The sequence below is a fragment of the Streptomyces sp. NPDC050509 genome, from assembly GCF_044457965.1.
Lineage (GTDB): Bacteria > Actinomycetota > Actinomycetes > Streptomycetales > Streptomycetaceae > Streptomyces.
Window position 1 is genome coordinate 129,664 of the sequence record NZ_JBITHL010000003.1, and the last position, 23,771, is coordinate 153,434.

Consider the following 23,771-nt stretch of genomic DNA (forward strand, 5'->3'; position numbering starts at 1 on the left):
CAACAAGCAGGCGTGCCGCTCAGTCCTCGCCGATGTCCTCGTGCCACAGCCCCGGGCTCCGGCCGATGAACTCCCGCATCAGCGCCACGCACTCCGCCGCGTCGAGCAGCACGATCTCCACGCCGTGCTCCGCGAGCCAGTCATGGCCGCCGTGGAAGGTCTCCGCCTCGCCGATCACCACCCGCGAGATCCCGAACTGCCGCACGAGCCCGCTGCAGTACCAGCACGGCGAGAGCGTCGTCACCATCGTCGTGCCCCGGTACGAGCGCTGCCGCCCTGCGGCGCGGAAGGCGGCCGTCTCGGCGTGCAGGGACGGATCACCGTCCTGTACGCGCCGGTTGTGGCCCCGGCCCAGCAGCGCCCCGTCCGCGCCGTACAGCGCCGCGCCGATCGGGATGCCGCCCTCGGCCAGTCCGGCCCGCGCCTCCTCGACGGCGGTCGCCAGCCACGCCCGCGCCCGTGCCTCGTCGGCCCCGTACACAGTTGTCAGGGCTTCGGCGGCGTGTCGTCCGCGCCGCCGCCCCGCTCGCGCCGTTCGATCTCCTCCTCGCGGCGGCGCAGGTCCGCCTCCCACTGTTCGAGGTGGGCGGAGTCGTTGTCCTCGGCGGCCTCGGCGGCCTCGGCGGCCTTGTCCTTGGGGTTCGCGGCGCCGTCGTCCTTACGGTCCTTGAGGGACTTCAGGAAGTCCGGGTTGTCGTCCGGGGCCACCCAGCCGCCGCCCCGCACCGTCGCCGTACGCTCCCGTCCCACGATCAGCCAGGCCACCGAGCCGACCAGCGGGAAGAGCAGCACCAGAATCGCCCAGATGGGCTTCGGGAGGTACTTGACCTCCTTCTCCTCGGTGGTGATGCAGTCGATGAACGCGTAGATGCTGAGGCCCAGCGGCACCAGAATCATCAGCACCCGAAGCATGGCGCTCCCCCTGGTCGTGGAGTTCGAGACCGGATCGCGGCCCCCGTGACAGGTCCAGCGTACCGAGTAGCAGATACTGGACGGCATGGCTTACGACGATCTTCGCTCGCTCCTCCGGGCGCTGGAGCGCGACGGCGACCTCAAGCGCATCAAGGCCGAAGTAGACCCGTACCTGGAAGTCGGGGAGATCGTCGACCGGGTGAACAAGGCCGGCGGTCCCGCGCTGCTCTTCGAGAACGTGCGCGGCTCCTCGATGCCGCTGGCGATGAACGTGTACGGGACGGACCGCCGGCTCCTCAAGGCGCTCGGGCTGAAGGCCTACAGCGACATCAGCGACAAGATCGGCGGCCTGCTCAAGCCCGAGCTGCCGCAGGGCTTCATCGGGGTGCGCGAGGCGTTCGGGAAGCTCGGCGCGATGGCCCACGTGCCGCCGAAGAAGATCAAGGACGCGCCCGTCCAGGAAGTCGTCCTCACGGGTGACGACGTCGACCTCGACCAGTTGCCCGCGCTGTTCACCTGGCCGGAGGACGGCGGCTCGTTCTTCAACCTCGGGCTGACGCACACCAAGCACCCGGAGACCGGCGTCCGCAATCTCGGGCTCTACCGGCTCCAGCGCCACGACCGGCGCACCATCGGGATGCACTGGCAGATCCACAAGGACAGCCGCAACCACTACCAGGTGGCGGCCAAGCGCGGGGAGCGGCTGCCGGTCGCGATCGCGTTCGGCTGCCCGCCCGCCGTGACGTACGCCTCCACCGCGCCGCTGCCCGGCGACATCGACGAGTACCTGTTCGCGGGGTTCGTGCAGGGGCGGCGGATCGAGATGGTCGACTGCAAGACCGTGCCGCTCCAGGTCCCGGCCAACGCCGAGGTCGTCATCGAGGGGTGGCTGGAGCCGGGGAAGACGCTGCCGGAGGGCCCGTTCGGGGACCACACCGGCTTCTACACCCCGCAGGAGGAGTTCCCCGCGCTCACCATCGACTGTGTGACGATGCGGAAGAGGCCGCTGCTCCAGTCGATCGTGGTGGGCCGGCCGCCGACGGAGGACGGGCCGCTGGGGCGGGCGACGGAACGGTTCTTCCTGCCGCTGCTGAAGATCATCGTGCCGGACATCGTGGACTACCACCTCCCCGAGTCGGGCGGTTTCCACAACTGTGCGATCGTTTCGATCGACAAGAAGTACCCCAAACACGCGCAGAAGGTGATGCACGCCATCTGGGGCGCGCACATGATGTCGCTGACCAAGCTGATCGTGGTCGTGGACGCGGACTGCGATGTGCACGATCTGCACGAGGTGTCCTGGCGGGCGCTGGGCAACACCGACTACGCGCGCGACCTCACCGTCGTGGAGGGCCCGGTCGATCATCTCGACCACTCGTCCTACCAGCAGTTCTGGGGCGGCAAGGCGGGGATCGACGCGACGCGCAAGCTCCCCGAGGAGGGGTACACACGGGACGGGGGCTGGCCGGAGATGGTCGAGTCCGACCCGGAGACGGCGGCGAAGGTCGACCGCCGGTGGCAGGAGTACGGGCTGTGACCAGCGCAGCGGCGGCAGTACCGCAGCCGGGCCGGACGAAGGCGTTCCTGCGGCTGGTGATGATCGAGCACTCGGTCTTCGCGCTGCCTTTCGCCTACATCGCCGCACTGACCGCGATGTTCCAGCTCGACGGGAACGTCCACTGGGGCCGGCTGCTGCTGGTCACGGTCGCGATGGTCGGGCTCCGTACGTTCGCGATGGCGTGCAACCGGATCATCGACCGCGAGATCGACGCCCGCAATCCGCGCACGGCGGGGCGCGAGCTGGTGACGGGCGCGGTCTCCGTACGGTCGGCGTGGACGGGCGCGCTGATCGCCGTCGTCGTCTTCCTCGGGGCCGCCGCGGCACTCAACCCGCTCTGCCTCGCGCTCGCGCCGATCGCCGTGATCCCGATGGTGGTCTACCCGTACGGGAAGCGGTTCACGAACTACCCGCACGCCATCCTCGGTCTCGCCCAGGCCATCGGCCCGGTCGGCGCCTGGCTCGCCGTCACCGGGTCCTGGTCGTGGGACGCGGTGATCCTGGGTCTGGCGGTCGGGATCTGGATCGGCGGCTTCGATCTGATCTTCGCCTGCCAGGACGTCCAGGCGGACCGGGCGCACGGGGTGCTCTCCGTACCGGCGCGCTTCGGTATCCCGGCGGCGCTGTACGGGGCGCGCGCGTGCCACGTCGTGACGACGCTGCTGCTGGTCTGGTACGCGCTGGCCACCGGCGCCGGGGTGTTCTTCTGGACCGGGCTGGTGATCGTCGCGGGCGCCTTCCTCTACGAGCACACGATCGTGAAGCCCCGCGACCTGTCGCGCCTGAACCGGGCGTTCTTCTCCGTGAACGGGTTCATCGGGATCGCCCTGTTCCTCTGCGCGCTGCTGGACCTGCTGGTGCGGGGCCTCACGCTGTGAGCGGGTGAGGAGCCTCAGCCTATGAGTTCGTTCATGGGCGGCTTCCTGCGGAACATGAAGGCGGCCATGACCCCGCCGATCAGCCCGAAGAGATGGCCCTGCCAGCTCACGGCCGGGTTGGTCGGCAGGACGCCCCAGAGCGCCGAGCCGTACACCGCGAGCACCAGCAGGCCGGTCACCATGTCCACCGCGCTGCGGTCCACGAAGCCGCGGACCAGCAGATAGCCGAGCAGCCCGAAGACCACGCCCGAGGCGCCCGCCGTGACCGAGTGGTCGGCGGCGGTGAGCCAGACGCCGAGACCGCCGACGACCATGATCGTCAGGACGACGGCGGCGAACCGCCGCAGCCCGTTCAGCGCGGCGAGGAAGCCGAGGATCAGCAGGGGCACGGTGTTGGACGCGAGATGGTCGAAGCCGTGGTGCAGGAACGCCATCGGGATGACGTCACGCAGCTCGCCGATGTCGCGCGGGCTCAGCCCGTACGTGCTCAGCGAGCCCGTCGCGCTGTTGACCGCCTCCAGGATCCAGAGCAGCGCGACCCACCCGGCCATCAGCGCGGCGGCGCCCTTCACACGGTCGCCGCGGGTGCGCGGGGTCGAGGCGGTCGAGGTGGTCGGTCCGACGGACGGGTACGGCATCGCAGGCCCCCTGTGGTCCACGGTGATCCATGTGCTCCCTTCTGCGGAGAACGTCCGGGACCCGGCCGTCGGTTCCTTGCCGGGGCCGCCGGATAGGCTCGGACGCGTGAAACCCGGATCGTACGCAGACCACCACAGCCCGCCCCGGCCGAGGCGGCCCTGGGTCGTCGGGGTCTCCGGCGCGTCCGGGACGCCGTACGCCGCTGCCGTGCTGCGCGGGCTGCTGGCGGCCGGCGAGAGCGTCGACCTCGTCGTCAGCAGGGCGTCCAGGCTGACGCTGCTCGACGAGACGGGCGTCGCCTTCCGGGACGCGCACTGGCGGGAGGATCTGGCCGCCTGGCTGGCGCGCGGCGCGGACGGCAAGCCGGAGACCTTCACGGGCGACCTGGCGCCCGCCCTCTCGGACGTACGGTACTGGGCCGCCGGGGACCTGGCCGCCGGTCCTTCCTCCGGTTCGTACCCGTCGAAGGGGATGCTGATCGTGCCCGCCTCGACGGCGTGCGTGGCCGGGGTGGCGCTCGGGCTCTCGAAGGATCTGCTCCAGCGGGCGGCGAGCGTCACGCTGAAGGAGCGCCGGAAGCTGGTCGTCGCCGTACGGGAGACGCCGCTGAACGGCCAGACGCTGGGGCACCTGGTGACGCTGGACCAGGCGGGCGCGGTGGTGCTGCCCGCCTCCCCGGCGTTCTACGCGGGGGCGACGCACATCCAGGACCTGGTCGACTTCGTCGCCGGGCGGGTGCTGGACGCGGCCGGGGTGGCGCACGGGCTGTACCGCCGTTGGGAGGGAGAGCTGGGAGGCTCTCGTGAGCAGTGAGCAGTGAGCAGTGAGCAGTGAGCCGAGCGGTGAGCGACGGCTGAGCATTCTTTTGATCATTTGGTAAATTCGCAGGACTTCACCTCTTCATGCCTTAGATTCTCTCTATATCTTTGCGAGATCACTGAATAATGGAAGGTTCCAGGCATATGGACGCCGTGGACAGGCAGCTCATCCAGGCCCTCAGGGAGAACGGCAGAGCCTCGTACGCCGAGCTGGGCCGGCTCGTCGGGCTCTCCGGGCCCAGCGTCACCGACCGCATCAATCGTCTCGAAGCGGCCGGCGTCATCATCGGCTACCGCGCCACGGTCGACTCCGCCTCGCTCGGCCTCGGGGTCACCGCGCTGATCGGGATCTCGCTCTCCGACGCCGCCGACCACGAGGACGTGGCGCGCCGGATGCGCGACCTGGAGGAGATCGAGGACTGCTGGTTCATCGCGGGCGACGACTCGTACATGCTCAAGGTGCGCGCGAGTGACGTCGACGGCCTGGAGAAGACGATCGGGCGGCTGAGCGGCACGAAGGGCGTCTCCCGGACCCGTACGACCATCGTCCTCTCCACGAAGTGGGAGAACAGGGTGGGCGGACTGCCCGAGGACTGAGCGCGCGGCGAGGAGGCGGACGGAGGGCCGCTTCGGGTTCTGTCGGTCGGGGGGCGTAGGCTCGACAGGCCCGATTTGGTAGACGTATGGGAGGCGGCCTGATGACTGCATCTGTCCAAGATGTGGGTCTCAAGCGCGAGCTGGAAGCCAAGATTCTGGCCGGCGAGCGGCTGACGCGCGAGGACGGCATCGCCCTGTACGAGTCGGACGACCTCGCCTGGCTCGGCGGGCTCGCCCACGAGGTGCGGACCCGTAAGAACGGCGACGTGGTCCACTTCAACGTCAACCGGCACCTCAACATGACCAACGTGTGCACCGCGTCGTGCGCGTACTGCTCGTTCCAGCGCAAGCCGGGCGAGAAGGACGCGTACACGATGCGCATCGAGGAGGCCGTCCGCCTCGCCAAGGCGATGGAGGGCGAGAGCCTCACCGAGCTGCACATCGTCAACGGCCTCCACCCGACGCTGCCGTGGCGCTACTATCCGCGCTCGCTCAGCGCGCTGAAGGAAGCCCTGCCCCAGGTCTCCCTCAAGGCGTTCACCGCCACCGAGATCCACCACTTCGAGACGATCTCGGGGCTCTCCGCCTCCGAGATCCTCGACGAGCTGATCGACGCCGGCCTGGAGTCGCTGACCGGCGGCGGCGCCGAGATCTTCGACTGGGAGATCCGGCAGCACATCGTCGACCACCGCACCCACTGGGAGGACTGGTCGCGCATCCACCGCCTCGCGCACGAGAAGGGGCTCAAGACCCCGTGCACGATGCTGTACGGGCACATCGAGGAGCCCCGGCACCGGGTCGACCACGTCCTGCGGCTGCGCGAGCTCCAGGACGAGACCGGCGGCTTCCAGGTCTTCATCCCGCTGCGCTACCAGCACGACTTCGTGGACATGCAGGACGGCAAGGTCCGCAACCGCCTCCAGGCGCGTACGTCGATGGCGACCGGCGCCGAGGCGCTGAAGACCTTCGCGGTCTCCCGGCTGCTCTTCGACAACGTCCCGCACGTCAAGGTCTTCTGGGTGATGCACGGCGTGCAGACGGCGCAGCTCGCCCTCCAGCACGGCGCGGACGACATGGACGGCTCGGTCGTCGAGTACAAGATCACGCACGACGCGGACAACTACGGCACGCCCAACAAGCTCGGCCGTGAGGATCTGCTCGACCTCATCCGTGACGCGGGCTTCCGCCCCGTCGAGCGGAACACCCGCTACGAGATCATCCGCGAGTACCCGGGGCCGGACCAGGACCGCCGCGAGACTCCGCAGGCGATGCGGCTCTGAGGCGGGACGTTCCGATGGCGCTCATATTCGAGCTGGATCCGGCGGTGGACCGCGCCCTGCGCGACGGGGTCCTCGCCCTGTGGACGGACGTCTCCAACGCCGGCGGCGCGGTGGGCTTCGTACCGCCGGTGACGGCCGAGGACATCCGGCCCGAGCTGGTCAAGCACCTCGCGGCGATGGCCGAGGGCCGCACCCGGCTGCTGGTCGGGTACGACGAGGAGGGCGCCGTCGCCGCGGTGGCGTTCCTCACCCTCAACGCCCACCGGCTGATGCGCCACTGGCTCTGGCTCTACACGGTGATGGTCCACCCGCGTCACCAGGGCAAGGGATACGGCCGCGACCTCATGGCCGCGGCGGCCGACGGGGCGCGCTCCGTCGAGGGCATCGAGTCGATACGGCTCACCTGCCGGGGCGGCACGGGCGCGGACGCGTTCTACGCCGCCTGCGGCTACAAGGAGGTCGGCCGCGTGCCGGACGCGATCAGGGTCGCCCCGGGCGACGACCGCGACGACATCACGATGCTGCTCCCGCTGGACCGGCACTGAACGGTGCGTGCTTCACTGTTCGTACGCCTTTCGCACCTTTAAGACGTCAGGAAGAAGAGAGAAGGCCCGTCGTGACCGCTGTGAAAACAGGCGCCACCCTCCGGTACACCGCGATGCGCCTGGGTATCTTCGTCGCCAGCTTCGTCGTCGTCGCCGGACTGGTCCAGGTCGGTGTGCTGCCCAAGGGGCTCGGGGACTCGAACTTCGTCTGGGTGCTGCTGCTCGCCATCGTCATCTCGGCGCCGCTCAGCTTCATCCTGCTGCGCAAGCAGCGCGACGCCATGTCCGAGCAGATCGTGGACAAGGTCGACACCGCGAAGGCCCGGCTGGAGGCCAACCGGGCGCAGGAGGACGGCGCCGTCCAGTAACGGCGTCCGGTCACGGCGCGTTCGGCGGGGAGACCGGCCTCAGCGGTCGGTCAGCGGTCGGCTCCGGCTCCCGGGGACAGGTCCCGGTCGCCGGGGGCGACGATCCCCGTCTCGTAGGCGAGGACGACGGCCTGGGCGCGGTCGCGCAGGGACAGCTTGGCGAAGATCCGGGCCACGTGGGTTTTCACCGTGGCCTCGCTGAGCGTCAGCGCCCGCGCCAGCTCGGTGTTGGAGAGCCCCCGGCCCAGGAGCGTCAGCACCTCGTGCTCGCGGGGCGTCAGCGCGGCGAGATCACGGTGGACGGCCGGGACTGGGGCGGCTGGTGCGCGGACTGCCGGTGCGCGGGTGGGCAGGGGACCGGACGCGAAACGTTCCACCAGGCGGCGTGTGATCGACGGCGCGAGCAGCGCGTCCCCCGTGTCCACGAGGCGTACGGCGGCGGCGAGATGCGCCGGGGTGACGTCCTTCAGGAGGAAGCCGCTGGCACCGGCGGCGAGGGCCGCGTAGACGTACTGGTCGAGGTCGAAGGTGGTCAGCATGATCACCCGGCACTCCGGAGCCCGCGCGAGAACGCGGCGGGCGGCTTCCAGACCGTCCATCACGGGCATCCGGATGTCTATCAGCACGACATCGGGCCGCAGTCCGCACACCGCCTCCACCGCCTCGGCGCCATCGGCCGCCTCACCGACGACATCGATACCGCGCGCCCGCAGGATCAGGCAGAAGCCGGTACGGACCAGCTCCTGGTCGTCGGCTATCACGACGCGGGGGCCGCGCCCGCCTGTTGCTTTCCCGCCCGGCGCCGTCCCGCCCGCTGTCGTCCCGTACGGCTCCGGACCGTCCGGCGTCGTCCCGTACGGCTCCGTCCCGTCCGGCGCCGTCACGGCCGGTCCAGCGGGATCCGGGCGCGGACGCGGTACCCGCCGCCGAGCCGGCGCCGGGCGTCCAGGTCGCCGCCGTACACCGCCACCCGCTCCCGCAGGCCGATCAGCCCCCGGCCCGCGCCGTCCGCCGGAGCCGCGGCCGGGCGGTCACGGGGCGCCGCCCCGCCGCCGGAGAGCGCGCTCGGCCCGCTGTTCAGCACCTCGACCCGCAGATGGCGCTCCGCGTACCGCACCGTCACTTCGGCCTTCACCCCGTCCCCGTCCCCGTGCCCGTGCTTGAGCGCGTTGGTCAGCGCCTCCTGGACGATCCGGTACGCGGTGGCGTCGATGCCGGCCGGCAGCGGGCGCGGTTCCCCGGAGATCCGTACCTCCACGGGCAGCCCGGCGAAGGCGATCCGGTCGATCAGCGGACTGAGCCGGCGCAGACTCGGCTGCGGCGCCAGGCCCGTACCGTACGCGTCCGTACCGTACGAGTCGGATCCGTACGGGTCCGTACCGTACGGCTCGTCCTCGCCGCCCTGCTCCGGGGCGAGCAGCCCGAGCAGATGCCGCAGCTCGGTCATCGCGTTCCGCCCGGCGGTCTCGACGGCGCCGAGCGCGGTCGCGGCCTCGTCGGGCAGCGTGGCCAGCACCTCGCGGGCGGCCCCGGCCTGAACGACCATCAGGCTCACGTTGTGGCTGACGATGTCGTGCAGCTCCGCCGCGATCCGGGACCGTTCGGCGTCGACCGCGGTACGCGCCGCGCTCTCCCGTTCCCGCTCCAGCAGCCAGCCCCGCTCCTCCACGGCCGCCCGGTGCGACCGGCGGGCGCGGTCGAGCAGCACCCCCAGCCATCCCACGGCCCCGCACGCCGCCACCAGGGCCGCGACCAGCCATCCCACCACCACCTCGGGCCCCCGTCCCTCGAACCGCCCTCAGCCTTGCAGCGGTCGGCGCGTTCCGCGTCATTCTCCCGGTGCGGTTTCGTACATCGCCGGGATGACGGGCGGAGCCGGATACATCCCGCGCGTGACGCCGGGGCCCGGAGGCCGCTTCTAGGTTCGTGCCATGACAACAGATGACGGCAGCGCGCCACGGATCGTCGTACGGCTGGACGGCGTGCACAAGGAGTACGGCGAGGCCAAGGCCCTGGACGGTATGTCGCTGGAGATCCGCGCGGGCGACGCGGTCGCCGTCATGGGGCCCTCCGGCTGCGGCAAGTCCACCCTGCTCAACATGGTCGCGGGACTCGACCGCCCGACCTCCGGCACCGTCGAGGTCAACGGCCAGGACCTGGGGGAGCTGAACGAGACGGGGCTGGCGCTGTTCCGGCGGCGGCACATCGGGATGATCTTCCAGTTCTTCAACCTCATCGACGACCTGCCCGCCCTGGACAACGTGGCCCTGGCCGCCCAACTGACCGGTACCCCGGCCCGGCAGGCCCGGCTGCGCGCGCTGGAACTCCTCGACGAACTGGGCGTCGCCGACCGCCGGAACAACTACCCGGCGACCCTCAGCGGCGGCGAACGCCAGCGCGTCTCCGTGGCCAGGGCGCTGATGAACCGTCCGGCGCTGCTCCTCGCCGACGAACCGACCGGCGCCCTCGACAGCCGCTCCGGCGAACAGGTGATGGACCTGCTGATCGACCTCAACCAGATAGGCCAGACCCTGCTGATCGTCACCCACGACCCGCATCTCGCCACGCGCTGCGCCAGCCGCCTGGTCGAGGTCGCCGACGGCCGGGTGGCCCGTACGAGCGCACTGGAGGCGGCCGGATGAGCGCCGTGTGGCGGGCCTCGCGCGGGGCCGTGCGGCGCCGCGGGCTCCAGACCTTCGTCATCGGTCTCGTCGTCCTGTGCTCCACCGTGACCGTGCTGCTGGCGCTGGCCGTGCTCGACGCCACCTCCGCCCCCTTCGACCGGGCCTTCGCCGAACAGCGGGGCGCCCACGCGGTGGTGAGCTTCGACCCGGCGAAGGTGTCGGACGAGCGGCTCGCCAGGACCGCCGGGCGGCCCGGGGTCGCCGCCGCGGGGCCGTTCGGCCAGGCCGTCCTCCACGTGCCCGACAGTTGGCTGGGCAGACCGGGCGGTCCGCTCACCGTGGTCGGGCGGGCCGACCCGGCGGGCCCGGTGGACCGTATCCGTCTCCTGACCGGCCGCTGGGCCACCGCGCCCGGTGAACTCGTCGTGGAATGGCCCATCCAGGGCACGCCCGACTCCGCCATGCTGGGGACCGAGCTGAGGACGCCCGGGGCCCCGACGCTCACCGTCGTCGGGTTCGCGGCCGGTATGAGCCGGTCCGCGGGCGGCTGGGTGACACCCGAACAGGTCACCGCGCTGCATCCGACCTCGGCCCAGATGCTCTACCGCTTCTCCGACGCGGGTACGGGGACGCAGGCGCGGCTCCGCGCCGCGCTGGACACCGCGACCGCGGGGCTGCCCGCGGGCGCGCTGACCGGCTCGCAGTCCTACCTCACCCTCAAGCAGGCCTTCTCCGCGCAGGCCGACGCCTACCTCCCGTTCATGACGCTCTTCGGGGTGCTCGGGCTGCTGATCTCGGTCCTGATCGTCGGGAACGTGGTCAGCGGGGCGGTGGTCTCCGGGTACCGGCACATCGGCGTGCTCAAGGCGCTCGGGTTCACCCCGCACCAGGTCGTCGCCGTCTATCTGACGATGGTCTCCGTGCCCGCCGTCGCCGGCTGCGTCCTCGGCACCGCGCTCGGCAACGTACTGGCACCGCCCATCCTCCAACTGGCCTTCGGCGGGATCGAGACCGGCACCGCGTCCATCGGCGTCAGCCCCTGGCTCTCCGCCGGCTGTCTCCTGGCCATGCCCGCCCTCGTCGTCCTCGCCGCGCTGATCCCCGCACTGCGCGCCCACCGGCTGCCCGCCGCGCAGGCGATCAGCGCGGGCAGCGCGCCGCGGACCGGGCGCGGGCTGCGGGTGCAGCGGTGGCTCGGCGGTACGCGGCTGCCGCGCCCCGTGAGCCTGGGCCTCGGCCAGCCGTTCGCCCGCCCCGGCCGGACGCTGCTGACCATGGCGGCCATCGTCCTCGGGGTCACCACCGTGACCCTGACCACCGGCCTGACCAGCACGATGGTCGCGTACGCGGACGCGGCCACGGGCGACGGCGCCGACCGGGTGAACGTCGACATGAGGGAGCCCGAGGCCGGTGGGGCGGCGTCCAAGCTCGGTGACCGCGCGATCGAGGCGCGGCTGCGCGCGGTGCCCGGCACCGACCGGATCACGGTCCGCGCCCTCACCAAGGTGCAACTCGCGGGGTCCACGACCACCACGCGCTTCCTCGACTTCTACTGGGGGGACACCCGGCCCCTCGCCGACCGGATCGTGGCAGGGCACTGGCCGGACGGGCGGCGCGAGATCGCGGCGGGGCCCGCGTTCCTGAAGGAGAACGGGCTCACGGTCGGCGACCGGACCACCCTGTACCTGGACGGCCGGCGGCTCCCCGTGACGGTGGTCGGCCGGGTCATCGACGGCGACGCCCGGTCCTTCGAGGCGGGGCGGCGGACCATGGCCGAACTGGCCCCGGACACACCGGTCTTCGGCTACTCGGTCCGGCTCGCCCCCGGCACCGACACCCGCGCGTACCTCAAGGCCGTCGAGGCGGTCGATCCGGCGCTGCGCCCGTCGCTGATCACCGCGAGCGCCGGCGCCGTCGTGGCCGTCGTCACCTTCTCGACGGTGTTCACCGTGCTGCTGACCGTCGTCGCGGCGCTCGGAGTCTTCAACACCGTCCTGCTCAACACCCGGGAGCGGCGCAGGGACCTGGGCATGCTCAAGTCGATCGGGATGACACCGCGCCAGACCGTGGCGATGACGGTGACATCGGTCGCGGGGCTGGGTGCGGCCGGCGGAGTGCTCGGGATCCCGCTCGGGATCGTGGCGCACCGGCTGGTCGTGGACAACGTCGGGGTGATCGCGTTCCCGGAGTCGATGAAGAGCGTCTGGCACGTACCGCAGATGACCGGCCTGGCGCTGGCGGGTGTCACGATCGCCGTGCTCGGCGCGCTGGTCCCGGCGCGGTCGGCGGCGCGCCTCACCATCGCGGAGGTGCTGCACAACGAGTAGCGAAGGCGACCCCGTTGTCGGCGCCCCGCTCGCCGCGGCCCCGTCGCCGCCGCCCTGCTCGCCGCCGCCGTCGTCCTCGCGCCACCGACCGCGGAAGTCCGAGGTTTTCGGTGAGGAATCGGCCGGGTGCTGTGCCGGAGAAGTGCAGATAGCGGTCGGCCGTTGTCCTGACTCCCCGCGCGGTCGTAGCTTGACTGTTAAATAAGGTTGCTGAAAGGCGAGTTCGTCGCGGGGCCGTCCTGCGAGCGCGGTCCGCCGCACGAACTGGAGGAGCACGCCCGTGTCCGACGCCCTGCCCGCCGACGCCCCGCCCGCCACCGCCGTGCCCGTACCGCTGCCGGTACCGCACTCCGTACCGCCGCTGGTCGAGCCGGCGAAGCGGTGGGAGGACGGGGTGGTCAGGGAAGTGTCCGTACCGCCGCTCGCACGGCCCGTACGGCGCGGCTCGCTCGCCGGTATCCCCTTCGACAACGCCCGTGAGGCGCCGGACGCGGTCGTCATCAGCCGCAAGCGGCCCGGGGCGGCACCGGCGCAGTCCGCGCCGTCGCACGGCAGGAGCGGCGGCAGGAATAGGAGCGGCGGCAGCGGCGCGGAGTGGCAGGACATCACGGCCACCGCCTTCGCCGACGAGGTGCTGGCCGTCGCCAAAGGGCTGATCGCGGAAGGGCTGCGCCCCGGCGACCGGCTCGCGATCATGTCCCGTACGACGTACGAGTGGACGCTCCTGGACTTCGCCGCCTGGGCCGCCGGACTGGTCACCGTCCCCATCTACCCGACCTCCTCGGCCTTCCAGGTCCGCTGGATCCTCCAGGACTCCGGCGCCGTGGCCTGTGTCGTCGAGGACGGGATCCAGGCGCGGCTGATCAGCCAGGAGCGGGAGCGGCTGCCCGGACTCACCCGGCTGTGGACGGTGGAGAAGGGGGCCGTCGACTCGCTGTGCGCGGCCGGGCGGGAGGTCCAGGACGAGGAGGTCACCGTACGGCGCGCGGCCCTCGGCCCCGACTCCGCCGCGACCATCAGCTACACCTCGGGGACCACGGGACGCCCCAAGGGCTGCGTCCTCACGCACGGCAACTTCTTCGCGGAGGTGGACAACGCGATCGAACTGCTGCACCCCGTCTTCAAGGCGCCGGGGCAGGCGCGCTACGCCCCGGCGGCTCCGGCGGATCCGGCGGCTCCGGCGGACGGCTCCGCCTCCGTCACCTCACTGACCTCGTCCACCCCGTCCGACGCGTCCGGCACGCTCTCCACCCTCCTCTTCCTGCCGCTCTCCCACGTCTTCGGCCGGATGGTCGCGATCGGCTGTCTGCGCGCCCGGGTACGGCTCGGCCACGCGCCCTCCATCAGGACCGAGGACCTGCTCGCCGACCTGGCGGGGTTCCGGCCGACGTTCCTGCTGGCCATCCCGTACGTCCTGGAGAAGGTCTACAACACCGGCCTCGCCACGGCGGAGCGGAAGGGCCGGGGCGCGTCCTTCGACCGCGCCGCGCGGATCGCCCAGGCGTACGGCGCGGCGGTGGAGGCGGCAGGCCACGGCGAGGGCCCCGGCCCGTCGTTCGGGCTGCGGGCCCTGCGGGCGCTCTACGAACCGCTGGTCTACCGGCGGATCCGCGCGGCCCTGGGCGGGCGGGTGAAGTACGTGATCTGCGGCGGTTCCCCGCTCGGGCGCAGGCTGGCCGCGTTCTACTCGGGCGCCGGCGTCGTGACCTTCGAGGGGTACGGGCTGACGGAGACCACGGCGGCGTCGACCGTCACCCCGCCGCTCAAACCCCGGCTGGGCACGGTCGGCTGGCCGATGCCCGGCACCTCCGTACGGATCGCGGACGACGGGGAGGTGCTGCTGCGCGGCGGGCACGTCTTCGCGGGCTACTGGGACGCCGAGCGCGGCGAGGCCGTACGGACCCTGGAGCCGGGCCCGGGGTCCGGTCCCGGATCGGGGTCCGGTCCGGGACCGGCCGACGGGTGGTTCGCCACGGGGGACCTGGGGTCCCTGGACGAGGGCGGCTATCTGACGATCACCGGGCGCAAGAAGGACGTCATCATCACGTCCAGCGGCAAGAACATCGTCCCGGCGCCGCTGGAGGACTGGCTGCGCGCCCACCCGCTGGTCAGCCAGTGCCTGGTGGTCGGCGACAACCGCCCCTACGCCGGCGCGCTGATCACCCTGGAGCCGGAGGGCCTGGCGCACTGGCGGATGATGCGGGGGAAGCAGGGCGCCCCGCTCGCCGCCCTCGTCCACGACAAGGAGTTGCGCGCCGCGCTCCAGCGGGCGATCGACGAGGCGAACCGGCTGGTCTCGCGCGCCGAGTCCATCCGCCGCTTCCGGGTCCTCGAAGGGGACTTCACGGAGGCGGCAGGCCATCTCACGCCCACACTGAAGCTGCGGCGTGCGGCGATCGCCGAGGACTTCGCGGCGGAGATCGCCGAGCTGTACGCGTAAAGGGTTGTATACGGTGCACCAGTGAACCGGAGCGAACCGGAGTGAACGGGAGTGAACAGGCGTTCCCTTTGATTCCTCGGGGAATTCCGGGACGCGGCCGGGGCGGAGGCGGGAAACGGGGTAAGGGCGGGATAAAGGCAGGAGCCCCGCCTTCCCCCACCTGAGTGGGAGAAGCAGGGCTCCTTGGGTACTGCGTGTAAGACGTCCGCGATCGACGGACCTGGCGACCTGGCAACTAGGCCGGGGTGACGTTCTCCGCCTGCGGGCCCTTCGGACCCTGAGTGACGTCGAAGGTCACTACCTGGTTCTCCTCAAGGGCACGGAAGCCGCTTGCGTTGATCGCGGAATAGTGGACGAAGACATCCGGGCCGCCGCCGTCCTGGGCGATGAAGCCGAAGCCCTTTTCAGCGTTGAACCACTTGACGGTTCCGGTAGCCATAAGCCCTCCTTGGGCCAAAGGGTTGCCCTGCTCCAGAACCTGCAAAGAAGTCTGAAAACTACAAAAGCCTGCGGGTCACATGCTCCGCAGGCTCTGTACTGCAAGGGAAACCAAACTGCAACTTGCGGCGAGCCTAGCACGCACCGTGTGCGCAGCGGTAGAGGGAAAGATCACTTCACCCGGACGTTTGTATAAGGGCCCCGCGTGCTGACGAAACGGCGTCGCCGACGGGCCCAAGGCGCACCCACAGCGGGCCCACAGCGGGCGGCCGGCGGGCCCACAGCGGGCGGCCGAGAAGATCGCCGGCGGTGCCCGGCCGGGCGACACCGGACCGGCTCCGCGCCCCCGGAGCACTTCCCCGTACGGCGCGGGTCTAGCCTCGCGCTGTGGACAGTCCAGAGGAAAAGTCAGCGGCAGAAGCGACAGAAGAGGCACCCGTGGCGACGGTGGCGCCCGGTGCGCCAGGCCTGGCCGAAGGTGCGGGAGGCGGCCACGGCACCCGGCCGCGCGTCGGCCATATCCAGTTCCTGAACTGCCTGCCCCTCTATTGGGGGCTCGCCAGGACCGGAACCCTTCTTGATCTGGAACTGACGAAGGACACCCCGGAGAAGCTCAGCGAACGGCTGGTGCGCGGCGAGCTGGATATCGCCCCCGTCACCCTCGTCGAATTCCTCCGCAACGCCGACGATCTCGTCGCCTTCCCCGATCTCGCGGTCGGCTGCGACGGCCCCGTCATGTCGTGCGTGATCGTTTCGCAGACGCCGCTGGACCGGCTCGACGGCGCCCGCGTCGCCCTGGGCTCCACGTCCCGTACGTCGGTACGGCTGGCCCAGCTCCTGCTGAGCGAGCAGTACGGCGTACGGCCCGACTACTACACCTGCCCGCCGGACCTCGGCCTGATGATGCAGGAGGCCGAGGCGGCCGTCCTCATCGGCGACGCCGCCCTGCGCGCCTCCCTCCACGACGCGCCCCGGCTCGGCCTCCAGGTCCATGACTTGGGGCAGATGTGGAAGGACTGGACCGGGCTGCCGTTCGTCTTCGCGGTCTGGGCGGCGCGCAAGGAGTACCTGGCGCGCGAGCCGAAGGTCGTACGGGAGGTGCACGAGACGTTCCTCGCGTCCCGGGACCTCTCGCTGGTGGAGGTGGCGTCGGTCGCCAAGCACGCCGCCCGCTGGGAGGTGTTCGACGCGGAGCTGCTGGAGCGCTACTTCACCACGCTCGACTTCCGCTTCGGCCCCGATCAGCTCGCCGGTGTCGCGGAGTTCGCGCGCCGGACGGGACCGACGACCGGGTTCCCCGCCGATGTCCACGTGGAACTGCTGACCGCCTGACAACCACGAGGTCGTCACTCCTAAGGTGCTTCCCAGAGACCCATAGGCACGCCGTTGACAGGGGGAACGGGCATGCAGCCGCTCGACACAGGCGATCCGTCGGCCATCGGCCCGTACCGGTTGCTCGGGCGGCTGGGCGCCGGCGGGATGGGCCGGGTCTATCTCGGGCGCTCGGCGGGCGGCCGTACGGTCGCGGTCAAGGCCGTCCATCCGCACTTCGCGACCGACGAGGAGTTCCGGGCCCGCTTCCGGCGCGAGGTGGACGCGGCGCGGCGGGTCGGCACCGGTCCCGGCGGGCCGCGCTGGTCGGCGCCCGTGCTGGACGCGGACCCGGAGGCGGACGTTCCGTGGGTGGTCACCGGCTATGTGGCGGGCCCCTCGCTGACCCAGGCCGTCGCGGGCCACGGGCCGCTGCCCGAGACGTCCGTACGGGCGCTGGGCGCCGGACTCGCGGAGGCGCTGGCGGCCGTCCACGCCCTGGGGCTGATCCACCGGGACGTCAAGCCGTCCAACGTGCTGCTCGCCCTGGACGGCCCCCGGCTGATCGACTTCGGCATCGCCCGCGCCACCGAAGGCGCCACGTCGCTCACCTCGCCGGGCGTCTCGGTCGGCTCGCCGGGCTACATGGCGCCCGAGCAGATCCTCGGCCGGAACGTCGGCGGCGCGGCCGACGTGTTCTCGATGGGCGCGGTCCTCACGTACGCCACAACGGGCGCGAGCCCCTTCCCCGGCGACTCCTCGGCCGCCGCGCTGCTCTACAAGGTGGTGCACGAGGAGCCCGATCTCGGCGCGCTGCGGGGCGAGTTGCGGGAGGTCGTCGCCCGCTGTCTGGCCAAGGACCCGGCGGCGCGGCCCGCTCCCGCGGAGGTCGGTCGGCTCCTCGCCCCCGAGGGGGCGGGGGCGCTGGTGGCGGGCGGCTGGCTGCCGGGGCCGCTGGTCGAGGAGGTCAGCCGGGCGGTGGTGCGGCTGCTGGACCTGGAGACGACGGGGCACGGGCCGGACGCGTCCGGTCCCGAGGTGTCCGGGCCCGTCGCGTCCGGTTCCGTCGCGTCAGGGCCGGGCCTGGCCGTCGCGTACGTCCCCGAGCAGACCGGTCCCGTGCCCTTCAGCAGCGCCTCGGTCGGCGGCCCGCCCCTCGGGTCCTTCGGCCCGCCCGTCGAGCCGGCCACGCCACCGCCCGTATCGCCGCCCGTATCGCCGCCCCTTGAGCCACCCACACCACCGCCGACCACACCACCGCCGACCACACCACCGCCGACCACACCACCGCCGACCGCTCCACCGCTCACCGCCCCCCGCCGCCCCGTCCGCAGGGTGAGCTGCACCGTCGCCCTCGTCGTGGCGGGCGCCCTGGCCGCGGTGACGGTCGGCGGCACGCTGCTCCTCGACCAGATACGCGGCAACACGTCCGGCGGCGGGAGCGGCGACAGCGCCGCGAGCCGCCCGTCCGGGACCACCCCCGCCACCCGCGCACCCTCCTCGGGCGCCCCCTCGGGACGGACCTCGCCCGCACCCGCCGCCGAGGTCCCCGCGGCCTTCGTCGGCACCTGGAGCGGGCCGGTCACCGAACGCAGCGGGCTCCCGCACGGCACGCTCACCGCCGAGTTCGTCAAGGGCGCGAAGGGCGACGACATCGTCCGTACGACGAGCCGGATCACCGTCCTCGGCACCACCGTGGCGTGCTTCGGCGTCGGCAAGCTCGTCTCCGCCACCGCCGACGTGGTGCGCGTCGAGGAGCGTACGGACGAGTCGAAGCGGAGTACGGAGTCCCTGTGCACCACGGGCGGTGTGGCCGAGCTGACCTTCACGCGCACCTCCGGCACCACCCTGCGCTACGAGTCCGCCGAGGACGCCGCGGGCACCCCGAAAGGCACCCTCACCAAGAAGTGAGCGATGGGCGCGCCGGCACCCGCCGGCGCCCGCCCGCCATGGCGCCGACCGACCACCGCGCGCCCTGGCGTAGGCTGAATCGGTCGTGACAACCCCTTGGGAAGGACCCGCCCCGGTGACCGAGAAGGCCGACCTCACGTCCGTTCTGGCCCGTGCCGCCGCGGGTGGGCGCATCACCCCCGAGGAGGCTCTCGACCTCTACCGCTCGGCGCCGCTGCACGCGCTGGGCGCCGCGGCCGACGCCGTACGCCGCCGCCGGTACGCCGGTACGGAGCACATCGCGACGTACATCATCGAGCGGAACATCAACTACACCAACGTCTGTGTGACGGCGTGCAAGTTCTGCGCCTTCTACGCCGCGCCCAAGGACACCGCCAAGGGGTGGACCCGCGATCTCGACGACATCCTGCGCCGCTGCGCGGAGACCGTCGAGCTGGGCGGTACGCAGATCATGTTCCAGGGCGGGCACCACCCGGACTTCGGCGTCGAGTACTACGAGAAGCACTTCGCGGCGATCAAGCAGGCGTACCCGCAGCTCGTCATCCACTCCCTCGGCGCCTCCGAGATCGAGCACATGGCCCGGATCTCCCAGGTCTCCGTCGAGGAGGCCATCCAGCGCATCCACACCGCCGGTCTCGACTCGTTCGCGGGCGCGGGCGCCGAACTGCTGCCCGCGCGGCCCCGCAAGGCGATCGCGCCGCTCAAGGAGTCCGGCGAGCGCTGGCTGGAGATCATGGAGGCCGCGCACGGCCTGGGCGTCGAGTCCACGTCCACGATGCTCATGGGCACGGGCGAGACCAACGCCGAGCGCATCGAGCACCTGCGGATGATCCGCGACGTACAGGACCGGACGGGCGGCTTCCGCGCGTTCATCCCGTACACCTACCAGCCCGAGAACAACCACCTGAAGGGCCGCACGCAGGCCACGCTCTTCGAGTACCTGCGGATGATCGCGATCGCCCGGCTCTTCCTCGACAACGTCGCCCACATCCAGGGCTCGTGGCTGACCACGGGCAAGGAGGTCGGCCAGCTCTCGCTGCACTACGGGGCGGACGACCTCGGGTCGATCATGCTGGAGGAGAACGTCGTCTCCTCGGCCGGCGCGAAGCACCGCTCCAACCGGATGGAGATCATCGACCTGATCCGCAAGGCGGGCCGGGTCCCGGCGCAGCGCGCCACGACGTACGAGCACCTGGTGGTGCACGACGACCCGGCGAACGACCCGGTCGACGAGCGGGTGGCGTCGCACATCTCGTCGACGGCGATCGAGGGCGGCACGGCCCACCCCGAGCTCAAGCTCATCGCCACCAACTGACGACGTCGTCGTACCGGCTTTCGACTCCCGTGAGGCGCTGAGGTGGAGACCCTGCACGCGGCCGACGTGCTCCGGTACACGTGGGACAGCGACGACAACGGCGACGGCGGGCCGCTCGCGGGCGGCGCGGTGGTGGTCGGCCGGGACCGGATCGTCGCGGTCGGTACGTTCGAGGAGCTGCGGGTACGGTTCCCGGGCGCGCGGGTACGGAAGTGGTCCGGCGTCCTCGGACCCGGGCGGGTCCACGAAGGGCCCCTGCCCGACGCCCCGAGCCCGCGCGAGCGGATCCACGCCGTGCTGAAGCTGGGCGCGGTCGCGGTGCTCGACGCGTACGTCGCGGACGACCCGGGGCTCCGGGCCGCCGCCGCGCGGGTGGGCGTGGTCGTACTGTCGGACTCGCCGGCCGCCCGGCGCCCCGCGATCGCCGGGACGGGGGGACGCGCGGACCTCGCCGTGTTCGACGCGGACGGGCGCTGTGTCGCCACGGTGTGCGCGGGACGCCTGGTCCACCGCCGCGCCTGACTCCTGCCCCCTGACTCCTGCCCCCTGATTCCCGCCACTTGGGCCCGTACGGGCGCGCACGCACCCTTGACATGCACCTGTTTGAAACTGTCAGAATCTGTGCGCTGAACCCAACAGGCCGATCAAAGGGGATCGCATGGGCGTCACTCGCAGGTCGTTACTGATCGCAGGAGCCGTCGCACCCGTGGCCGGAGCGCTCGCCACGGCCACCCCCGCGCAGGGCGCGACCGCGCCGGGCGCCACCGCGCACTCCGCCACCGCGCCCCTCGGCGGACCGGGGCGGCGGAGCGTCCCGCTCACCGACGGCTGGCGCTTCGCCCTCGTCAACCCCGGGGGAATCACCGATCCGACCGGCGCCTACGACGACGCGCAGGACCCCGGCCACGACGACTCCGGCTGGCGTACGGTCGCGGTGCCGCACGACTGGAGCATCGAGCTGACCCCGACGACGGAGTCGGGCACCCGGAGCCACACCGGGTTCCTGCCCGGCGGTCTCGGCTGGTACCGCAGATCCTTCACGCTGCCGCGCGAGTCGGCAGGCCGGCGGATATCCGTGGAGTTCGACGGCGTCTACATGGACTCGTCCGTCTACTGCAACGGGCAGCTCGTCGGAGACCACCCGTACGGCTACACCGGCTTCGCCCTCGACCTCACCGACCTGCTGCACACCGACGGCTCGACCCCGAACGTACTCGCCGTCAAGGTACGCAACCGGCTGCCCAGCAGCCGCTGGTACTCGGGCAGCGGCATCTACCGCAACGCCCGGCTGGTCATCACGGACCCCGTGCACGTGGCGCGCTGGGGCACCCAGGTGACCACCCCGGAGCTGGCCGCCACCCTGCCCGCCGGGCGCGCGACCGTCCGCGCGCTGACCGGTGTCGTCAACGCGTCGGAGAGCGGGACACCGGTCACCGTCATCTCCACGGTCAAGGACCCCGAGGGCCGCACGGTGGCCAGGACGAGTTCCACCCTCACCGTCGGAGCCGCCGCCACGGAGACCGCCACCCACGAACTCCACGTCACCCGGCCGCAGTTGTGGTCGTTCGAGACCCCGCGGCTGTACGCGCTCGAAACGGAGGTACGGGTCGACGGGAGGACCGCCGACACCTACCGCACCCCCTTCGGCTTCCGCCACTTCACGATCGACCCCGACCACGGGTTCTCGCTGAACGGCGCCTACGCCAAGATCCAGGGCGTCGACCTCCACCACGACCTCGGTGCCCTCGGCGCCGCCGTCAGCACCGACGCCCTGCTGCGCCAGATGAAGATCATGAAGTCCATGGGCGTCAACGCCTTCCGCACGTCGCACAACCCGCCCTCGCCCGAGATGATCGCGGTCTGCGAGCGGCTCGGCATCATCATGCTGGTGGAGGCGTTCGACTGCTGGAAGAAGGGCAAGAACGCCTACGACTACGGCCGCTTCTTCGACGAGCACTGCGAGGCGGACATCGCCGAAATGGTCCACGCGGCCCGCAACTCCCCGGCCGTCGTCATGTGGTCCATCGGCAACGAGATCACCGACTCGACCACCACCGAGGGCCTGGCGATGGCCCAGCGGCTCATCGACGCCGTCAGGGCACTGGACGACACCCGGCCCGTGGTGATCGGCTCCGACAAGTACCGCGACCTGCCCGCCGTCGGTTCCCCCGCCGACCTCATGCTCGCCAGGATCGACGGCCTCGGGCTCAACTACAACACCGCCGCCTCGGTGGACGCCCTCCACGCCAGGTACCCGCACCTGTTCCTCTTCGAGTCCGAGTCCTCCTCCGAGACCTCCACACGCGGCAGCTACCAGGAGCCGGAGCACCTCAACACCGGTGAGAACCACACCCCGGGAAAGCGCGAGACGTCCTCGTACGACAACAACCTCGCCGCGTGGACGATGAGTGGCGAGTACGGCCTGAAGAAGGACCGGGACCGGAGGTACTTCGCCGGACAGTTCCTCTGGTCGGGCATCGACTACATCGGCGAGCCCACGCCGTACGACGTGTTCCCGGTCAAGGCGTCGTTCTTCGGCGCGGTGGACACGGCCGGCTTCCCCAAGGACATGTACCACCTCTTCAGGAGCCAGTGGACGGCCGAACCGATGGTCCATCTGCTGCCCATGGACTGGACCGGGCACCGGGCGGGCGAGACCGTCGAGGTGTGGGCGTACTCCAACGTCGCGACCGTGGAGCTGTTCCTCAACGGCACATCGCTCGGGGTCCGCCGGTTCGACGCCAAGAGGACCGCCGACGGCCGCGCGTACCTGGAGACCACCGAGGCTACCGGCGACGACAGGACCGTCACCTCCGGTCCGTACCCCGGCAGTTACACCAGTCCGGGCGGCAGCGCCGGGAAGCTCCACCTCATCTGGAAGGTGCCGTTCGCACCGGGCGAGCTGAAGGCGGTGGCCCGGGAGGGCGGCCGGGTGGTCGCCAGCGATGTGCTGCGCACCGCGGGCCCCGCGCACTCCGTACGGCTCACCCCGGACCGTACGACCCTGAAGGCCGACGGCTCGTCGCTCTGCTTCGTGACGGCGGAGATCACCGACCGGCACGGCGTCGTGGTGCCCGACGCCGACCACCTGATCTCCTTCCAGGTCACCGGCGGCCGGCTGGCCGGGGTCGACAACGGACGTCAGGAGAGCGCCGAGCGGTACCAGGCGAGCACGCGCACCGCCTTCCACGGCAAGGCCCTGGCCATCGTCCGCTCCGGCACCGCGGCGGGCCCCCTCACCGTCACCGCCCGCTCGGCCGGGCTGCGCAAGGGCGCTGTCACCGTACGGGCCACCGGCGGAACCTCGAAGCCTGGCACCCCCGCGCCGCCCTTCGCGCCCGACCTCGGGCCTGGCGCCCCGGCGTACCCGCTGGCCGACGCGAGCTACTCGGGGGCGCCGGGGACGTTGCCCGCGGCGATGCTGGACGGCGACCCGGCCACCGGCTGGTCCAACGCCTTCCACAAGCCCGCCACACGGCTGCTGCCCGCCTTCGACGGGGCCAGGGCGGCCGACTGGGTCGCGGTGACCTGGGCAGGGAAGCGCCGGTTCCGTCGCGTCGAGGTCTCCTTCACCACCGACGCGACACACACGCTGCCCGCCTCCGTCGAGGTGTCCTGCTGGGACGGGCGCCGTTACGTCCCGGTGCGCGGGGCGGCGATCACCTGGGCCACCACCTCGGACGCGCCCACCGTCATCACCTTCGACCCGGTACGCGGCTCCCGGCTGCGACTGGACCTGACGAGCCGCCACCCGGGGGCGGTCGACGGAGCCCAGCGGATCAGCGCGCTGGACGTTCCGGCCGCCTGAGA

The 23,771-nt window shown here is 71.6% G+C and carries 21 protein-coding genes; 15 read left to right on the forward strand and 6 right to left on the reverse strand.

Annotated features, from left to right (window positions below; genetic code table 11):
* Positions 1 to 19 precede the first annotated feature (19 nt).
* Complete coding sequence (locus ACIBJC_RS09660; protein ID WP_399290062.1) at positions 20 to 481, reverse strand: nucleoside deaminase; 462 nt, start codon at positions 479 to 481, stop codon at positions 20 to 22.
* A 5-nt stretch (positions 482 to 486) separates the two neighbouring features.
* Positions 487 to 912, reverse strand: coding sequence for a PLD nuclease N-terminal domain-containing protein (locus tag ACIBJC_RS09665; RefSeq protein ID WP_399291137.1), 426 nt, complete (start codon positions 910 to 912; stop codon positions 487 to 489).
* 85 nt (positions 913 to 997) lie between these two features.
* On the opposite strand from ACIBJC_RS09665, the gene ACIBJC_RS09670 reads away from it, so the two are divergent.
* Both ACIBJC_RS09670 and mqnP read left to right on the forward strand, forming a co-directional pair.
* Positions 998 to 2,449: a menaquinone biosynthesis decarboxylase gene (locus tag ACIBJC_RS09670; protein ID WP_399290064.1), complete on the forward strand. Its 1,452-nt coding sequence runs from the start codon at positions 998 to 1,000 to the stop codon at positions 2,447 to 2,449.
* On the forward strand, positions 2,446 to 3,348 hold the full coding sequence (mqnP, locus tag ACIBJC_RS09675; RefSeq protein WP_399290066.1) for a menaquinone biosynthesis prenyltransferase MqnP: 903 nt from the start codon (positions 2,446 to 2,448) through the stop codon (positions 3,346 to 3,348). Before ACIBJC_RS09670 ends, mqnP begins: the two co-directional genes overlap by 4 nt.
* A 14-nt stretch (positions 3,349 to 3,362) precedes the next feature.
* Here mqnP and ACIBJC_RS09680 read toward each other — a convergent pair whose 3' ends face one another.
* On the reverse strand, positions 3,363 to 3,986 hold the full coding sequence (locus ACIBJC_RS09680) for a rhomboid family intramembrane serine protease (protein ID WP_399290068.1): 624 nt from the start codon (positions 3,984 to 3,986) through the stop codon (positions 3,363 to 3,365).
* Between the two features lie 106 nt (positions 3,987 to 4,092).
* Here ACIBJC_RS09680 and ACIBJC_RS09685 point away from each other — a divergent pair, with 106 nt between their 5' ends.
* The 5 genes from ACIBJC_RS09685 to ACIBJC_RS09705 all read left to right on the forward strand — a co-directional run bounded on the left by ACIBJC_RS09685 (position 4,093) and on the right by ACIBJC_RS09705 (position 7,595).
* Positions 4,093 to 4,800 carry a UbiX family flavin prenyltransferase gene (locus ACIBJC_RS09685; RefSeq protein ID WP_399290070.1) on the forward strand — a complete coding sequence of 236 codons (708 nt, stop codon included), beginning with the start codon at positions 4,093 to 4,095 and terminating at the stop codon, positions 4,798 to 4,800.
* Positions 4,801 to 4,949: 149 nt separating this feature from the next.
* Entirely contained in the window at positions 4,950 to 5,402 is a 453-nt protein-coding gene (locus tag ACIBJC_RS09690) for an Lrp/AsnC family transcriptional regulator (protein ID WP_329821833.1), read from the forward strand.
* An 86-nt stretch (positions 5,403 to 5,488) separates the two neighbouring features.
* Complete coding sequence (mqnE, locus tag ACIBJC_RS09695; RefSeq protein ID WP_399290072.1) at positions 5,489 to 6,682, forward strand: aminofutalosine synthase MqnE; 1,194 nt, start codon at positions 5,489 to 5,491, stop codon at positions 6,680 to 6,682.
* A 14-nt stretch (positions 6,683 to 6,696) separates the two neighbouring features.
* Positions 6,697 to 7,227 (forward strand): GNAT family N-acetyltransferase, encoded by a 531-nt coding sequence (locus tag ACIBJC_RS09700; RefSeq protein WP_399290075.1) that lies wholly within the window; start codon positions 6,697 to 6,699, stop codon positions 7,225 to 7,227.
* Positions 7,228 to 7,298: 71 nt separating this feature from the next.
* Positions 7,299 to 7,595, forward strand: coding sequence for a DUF4229 domain-containing protein (locus ACIBJC_RS09705; RefSeq protein ID WP_399290077.1), 297 nt, complete (start codon positions 7,299 to 7,301; stop codon positions 7,593 to 7,595).
* A 50-nt stretch (positions 7,596 to 7,645) separates the two neighbouring features.
* On the opposite strand, the gene ACIBJC_RS09710 is transcribed toward ACIBJC_RS09705, so the two are convergent.
* Both ACIBJC_RS09710 and ACIBJC_RS09715 read right to left on the reverse strand, forming a co-directional pair.
* Positions 7,646 to 8,356, reverse strand: a complete 711-nt coding sequence (locus tag ACIBJC_RS09710) for a response regulator (RefSeq protein ID WP_399291140.1) — start codon at positions 8,354 to 8,356, stop codon at positions 7,646 to 7,648.
* A gap of 119 nt (positions 8,357 to 8,475) precedes the next feature.
* Positions 8,476 to 9,366, reverse strand: a complete 891-nt coding sequence (locus tag ACIBJC_RS09715; protein WP_399290079.1) for a sensor histidine kinase — start codon at positions 9,364 to 9,366, stop codon at positions 8,476 to 8,478.
* 160 nt (positions 9,367 to 9,526) lie between these two features.
* Between ACIBJC_RS09715 and ACIBJC_RS09720 the strand changes: the two genes are divergently transcribed.
* The 3 genes from ACIBJC_RS09720 (at position 9,527) to ACIBJC_RS09730 (ending at position 14,986) form a co-directional block, all read left to right on the forward strand.
* Positions 9,527 to 10,237 (forward strand): ABC transporter ATP-binding protein, encoded by a 711-nt coding sequence (locus ACIBJC_RS09720; protein WP_399290081.1) that lies wholly within the window; start codon positions 9,527 to 9,529, stop codon positions 10,235 to 10,237.
* Complete coding sequence (locus ACIBJC_RS09725) at positions 10,234 to 12,546, forward strand: FtsX-like permease family protein (protein ID WP_399290083.1); 2,313 nt, start codon at positions 10,234 to 10,236, stop codon at positions 12,544 to 12,546. The genes ACIBJC_RS09720 and ACIBJC_RS09725 overlap by 4 nt, the downstream gene beginning before the upstream one ends.
* A gap of 280 nt (positions 12,547 to 12,826) precedes the next feature.
* Positions 12,827 to 14,986, forward strand: a complete 2,160-nt coding sequence (locus ACIBJC_RS09730) for an AMP-dependent synthetase/ligase (RefSeq protein ID WP_399290085.1) — start codon at positions 12,827 to 12,829, stop codon at positions 14,984 to 14,986.
* 235 nt (positions 14,987 to 15,221) lie between these two features.
* On the opposite strand, the gene ACIBJC_RS09735 is transcribed toward ACIBJC_RS09730, so the two are convergent.
* Positions 15,222 to 15,425: a cold-shock protein gene (locus ACIBJC_RS09735; RefSeq protein WP_365814426.1), complete on the reverse strand. Its 204-nt coding sequence runs from the start codon at positions 15,423 to 15,425 to the stop codon at positions 15,222 to 15,224.
* Positions 15,426 to 15,862: 437 nt separating this feature from the next.
* Between ACIBJC_RS09735 and ACIBJC_RS09740 the strand changes: the two genes are divergently transcribed.
* From ACIBJC_RS09740 to ACIBJC_RS09760, 5 genes are all read left to right on the forward strand, one after another.
* The gene (locus ACIBJC_RS09740; RefSeq protein WP_399290088.1) at positions 15,863 to 16,756 is read left to right on the forward strand and encodes a menaquinone biosynthetic enzyme MqnA/MqnD family protein; all 894 of its coding nucleotides are present in this window, start codon (positions 15,863 to 15,865) and stop codon (positions 16,754 to 16,756) included.
* Positions 16,757 to 16,828: 72 nt separating this feature from the next.
* Complete coding sequence (locus ACIBJC_RS09745; RefSeq protein ID WP_399290090.1) at positions 16,829 to 18,646, forward strand: serine/threonine-protein kinase; 1,818 nt, start codon at positions 16,829 to 16,831, stop codon at positions 18,644 to 18,646.
* Between the two features lie 115 nt (positions 18,647 to 18,761).
* Entirely contained in the window at positions 18,762 to 19,961 is a 1,200-nt protein-coding gene (gene mqnC, locus ACIBJC_RS09750; RefSeq protein WP_329821849.1) for a cyclic dehypoxanthinyl futalosine synthase, read from the forward strand.
* Positions 19,962 to 20,003: 42 nt separating this feature from the next.
* A complete protein-coding gene (locus ACIBJC_RS09755; RefSeq protein ID WP_399290092.1) occupies positions 20,004 to 20,483 on the forward strand; it encodes an imidazolonepropionase-like domain-containing protein in 480 nt (159 codons plus the stop codon).
* A 136-nt stretch (positions 20,484 to 20,619) separates the two neighbouring features.
* Positions 20,620 to 23,769, forward strand: coding sequence for a glycoside hydrolase family 2 TIM barrel-domain containing protein (locus tag ACIBJC_RS09760; protein WP_399290094.1), 3,150 nt, complete (start codon positions 20,620 to 20,622; stop codon positions 23,767 to 23,769).
* The last annotated feature ends 2 nt before the right edge of the window (positions 23,770 to 23,771 follow it).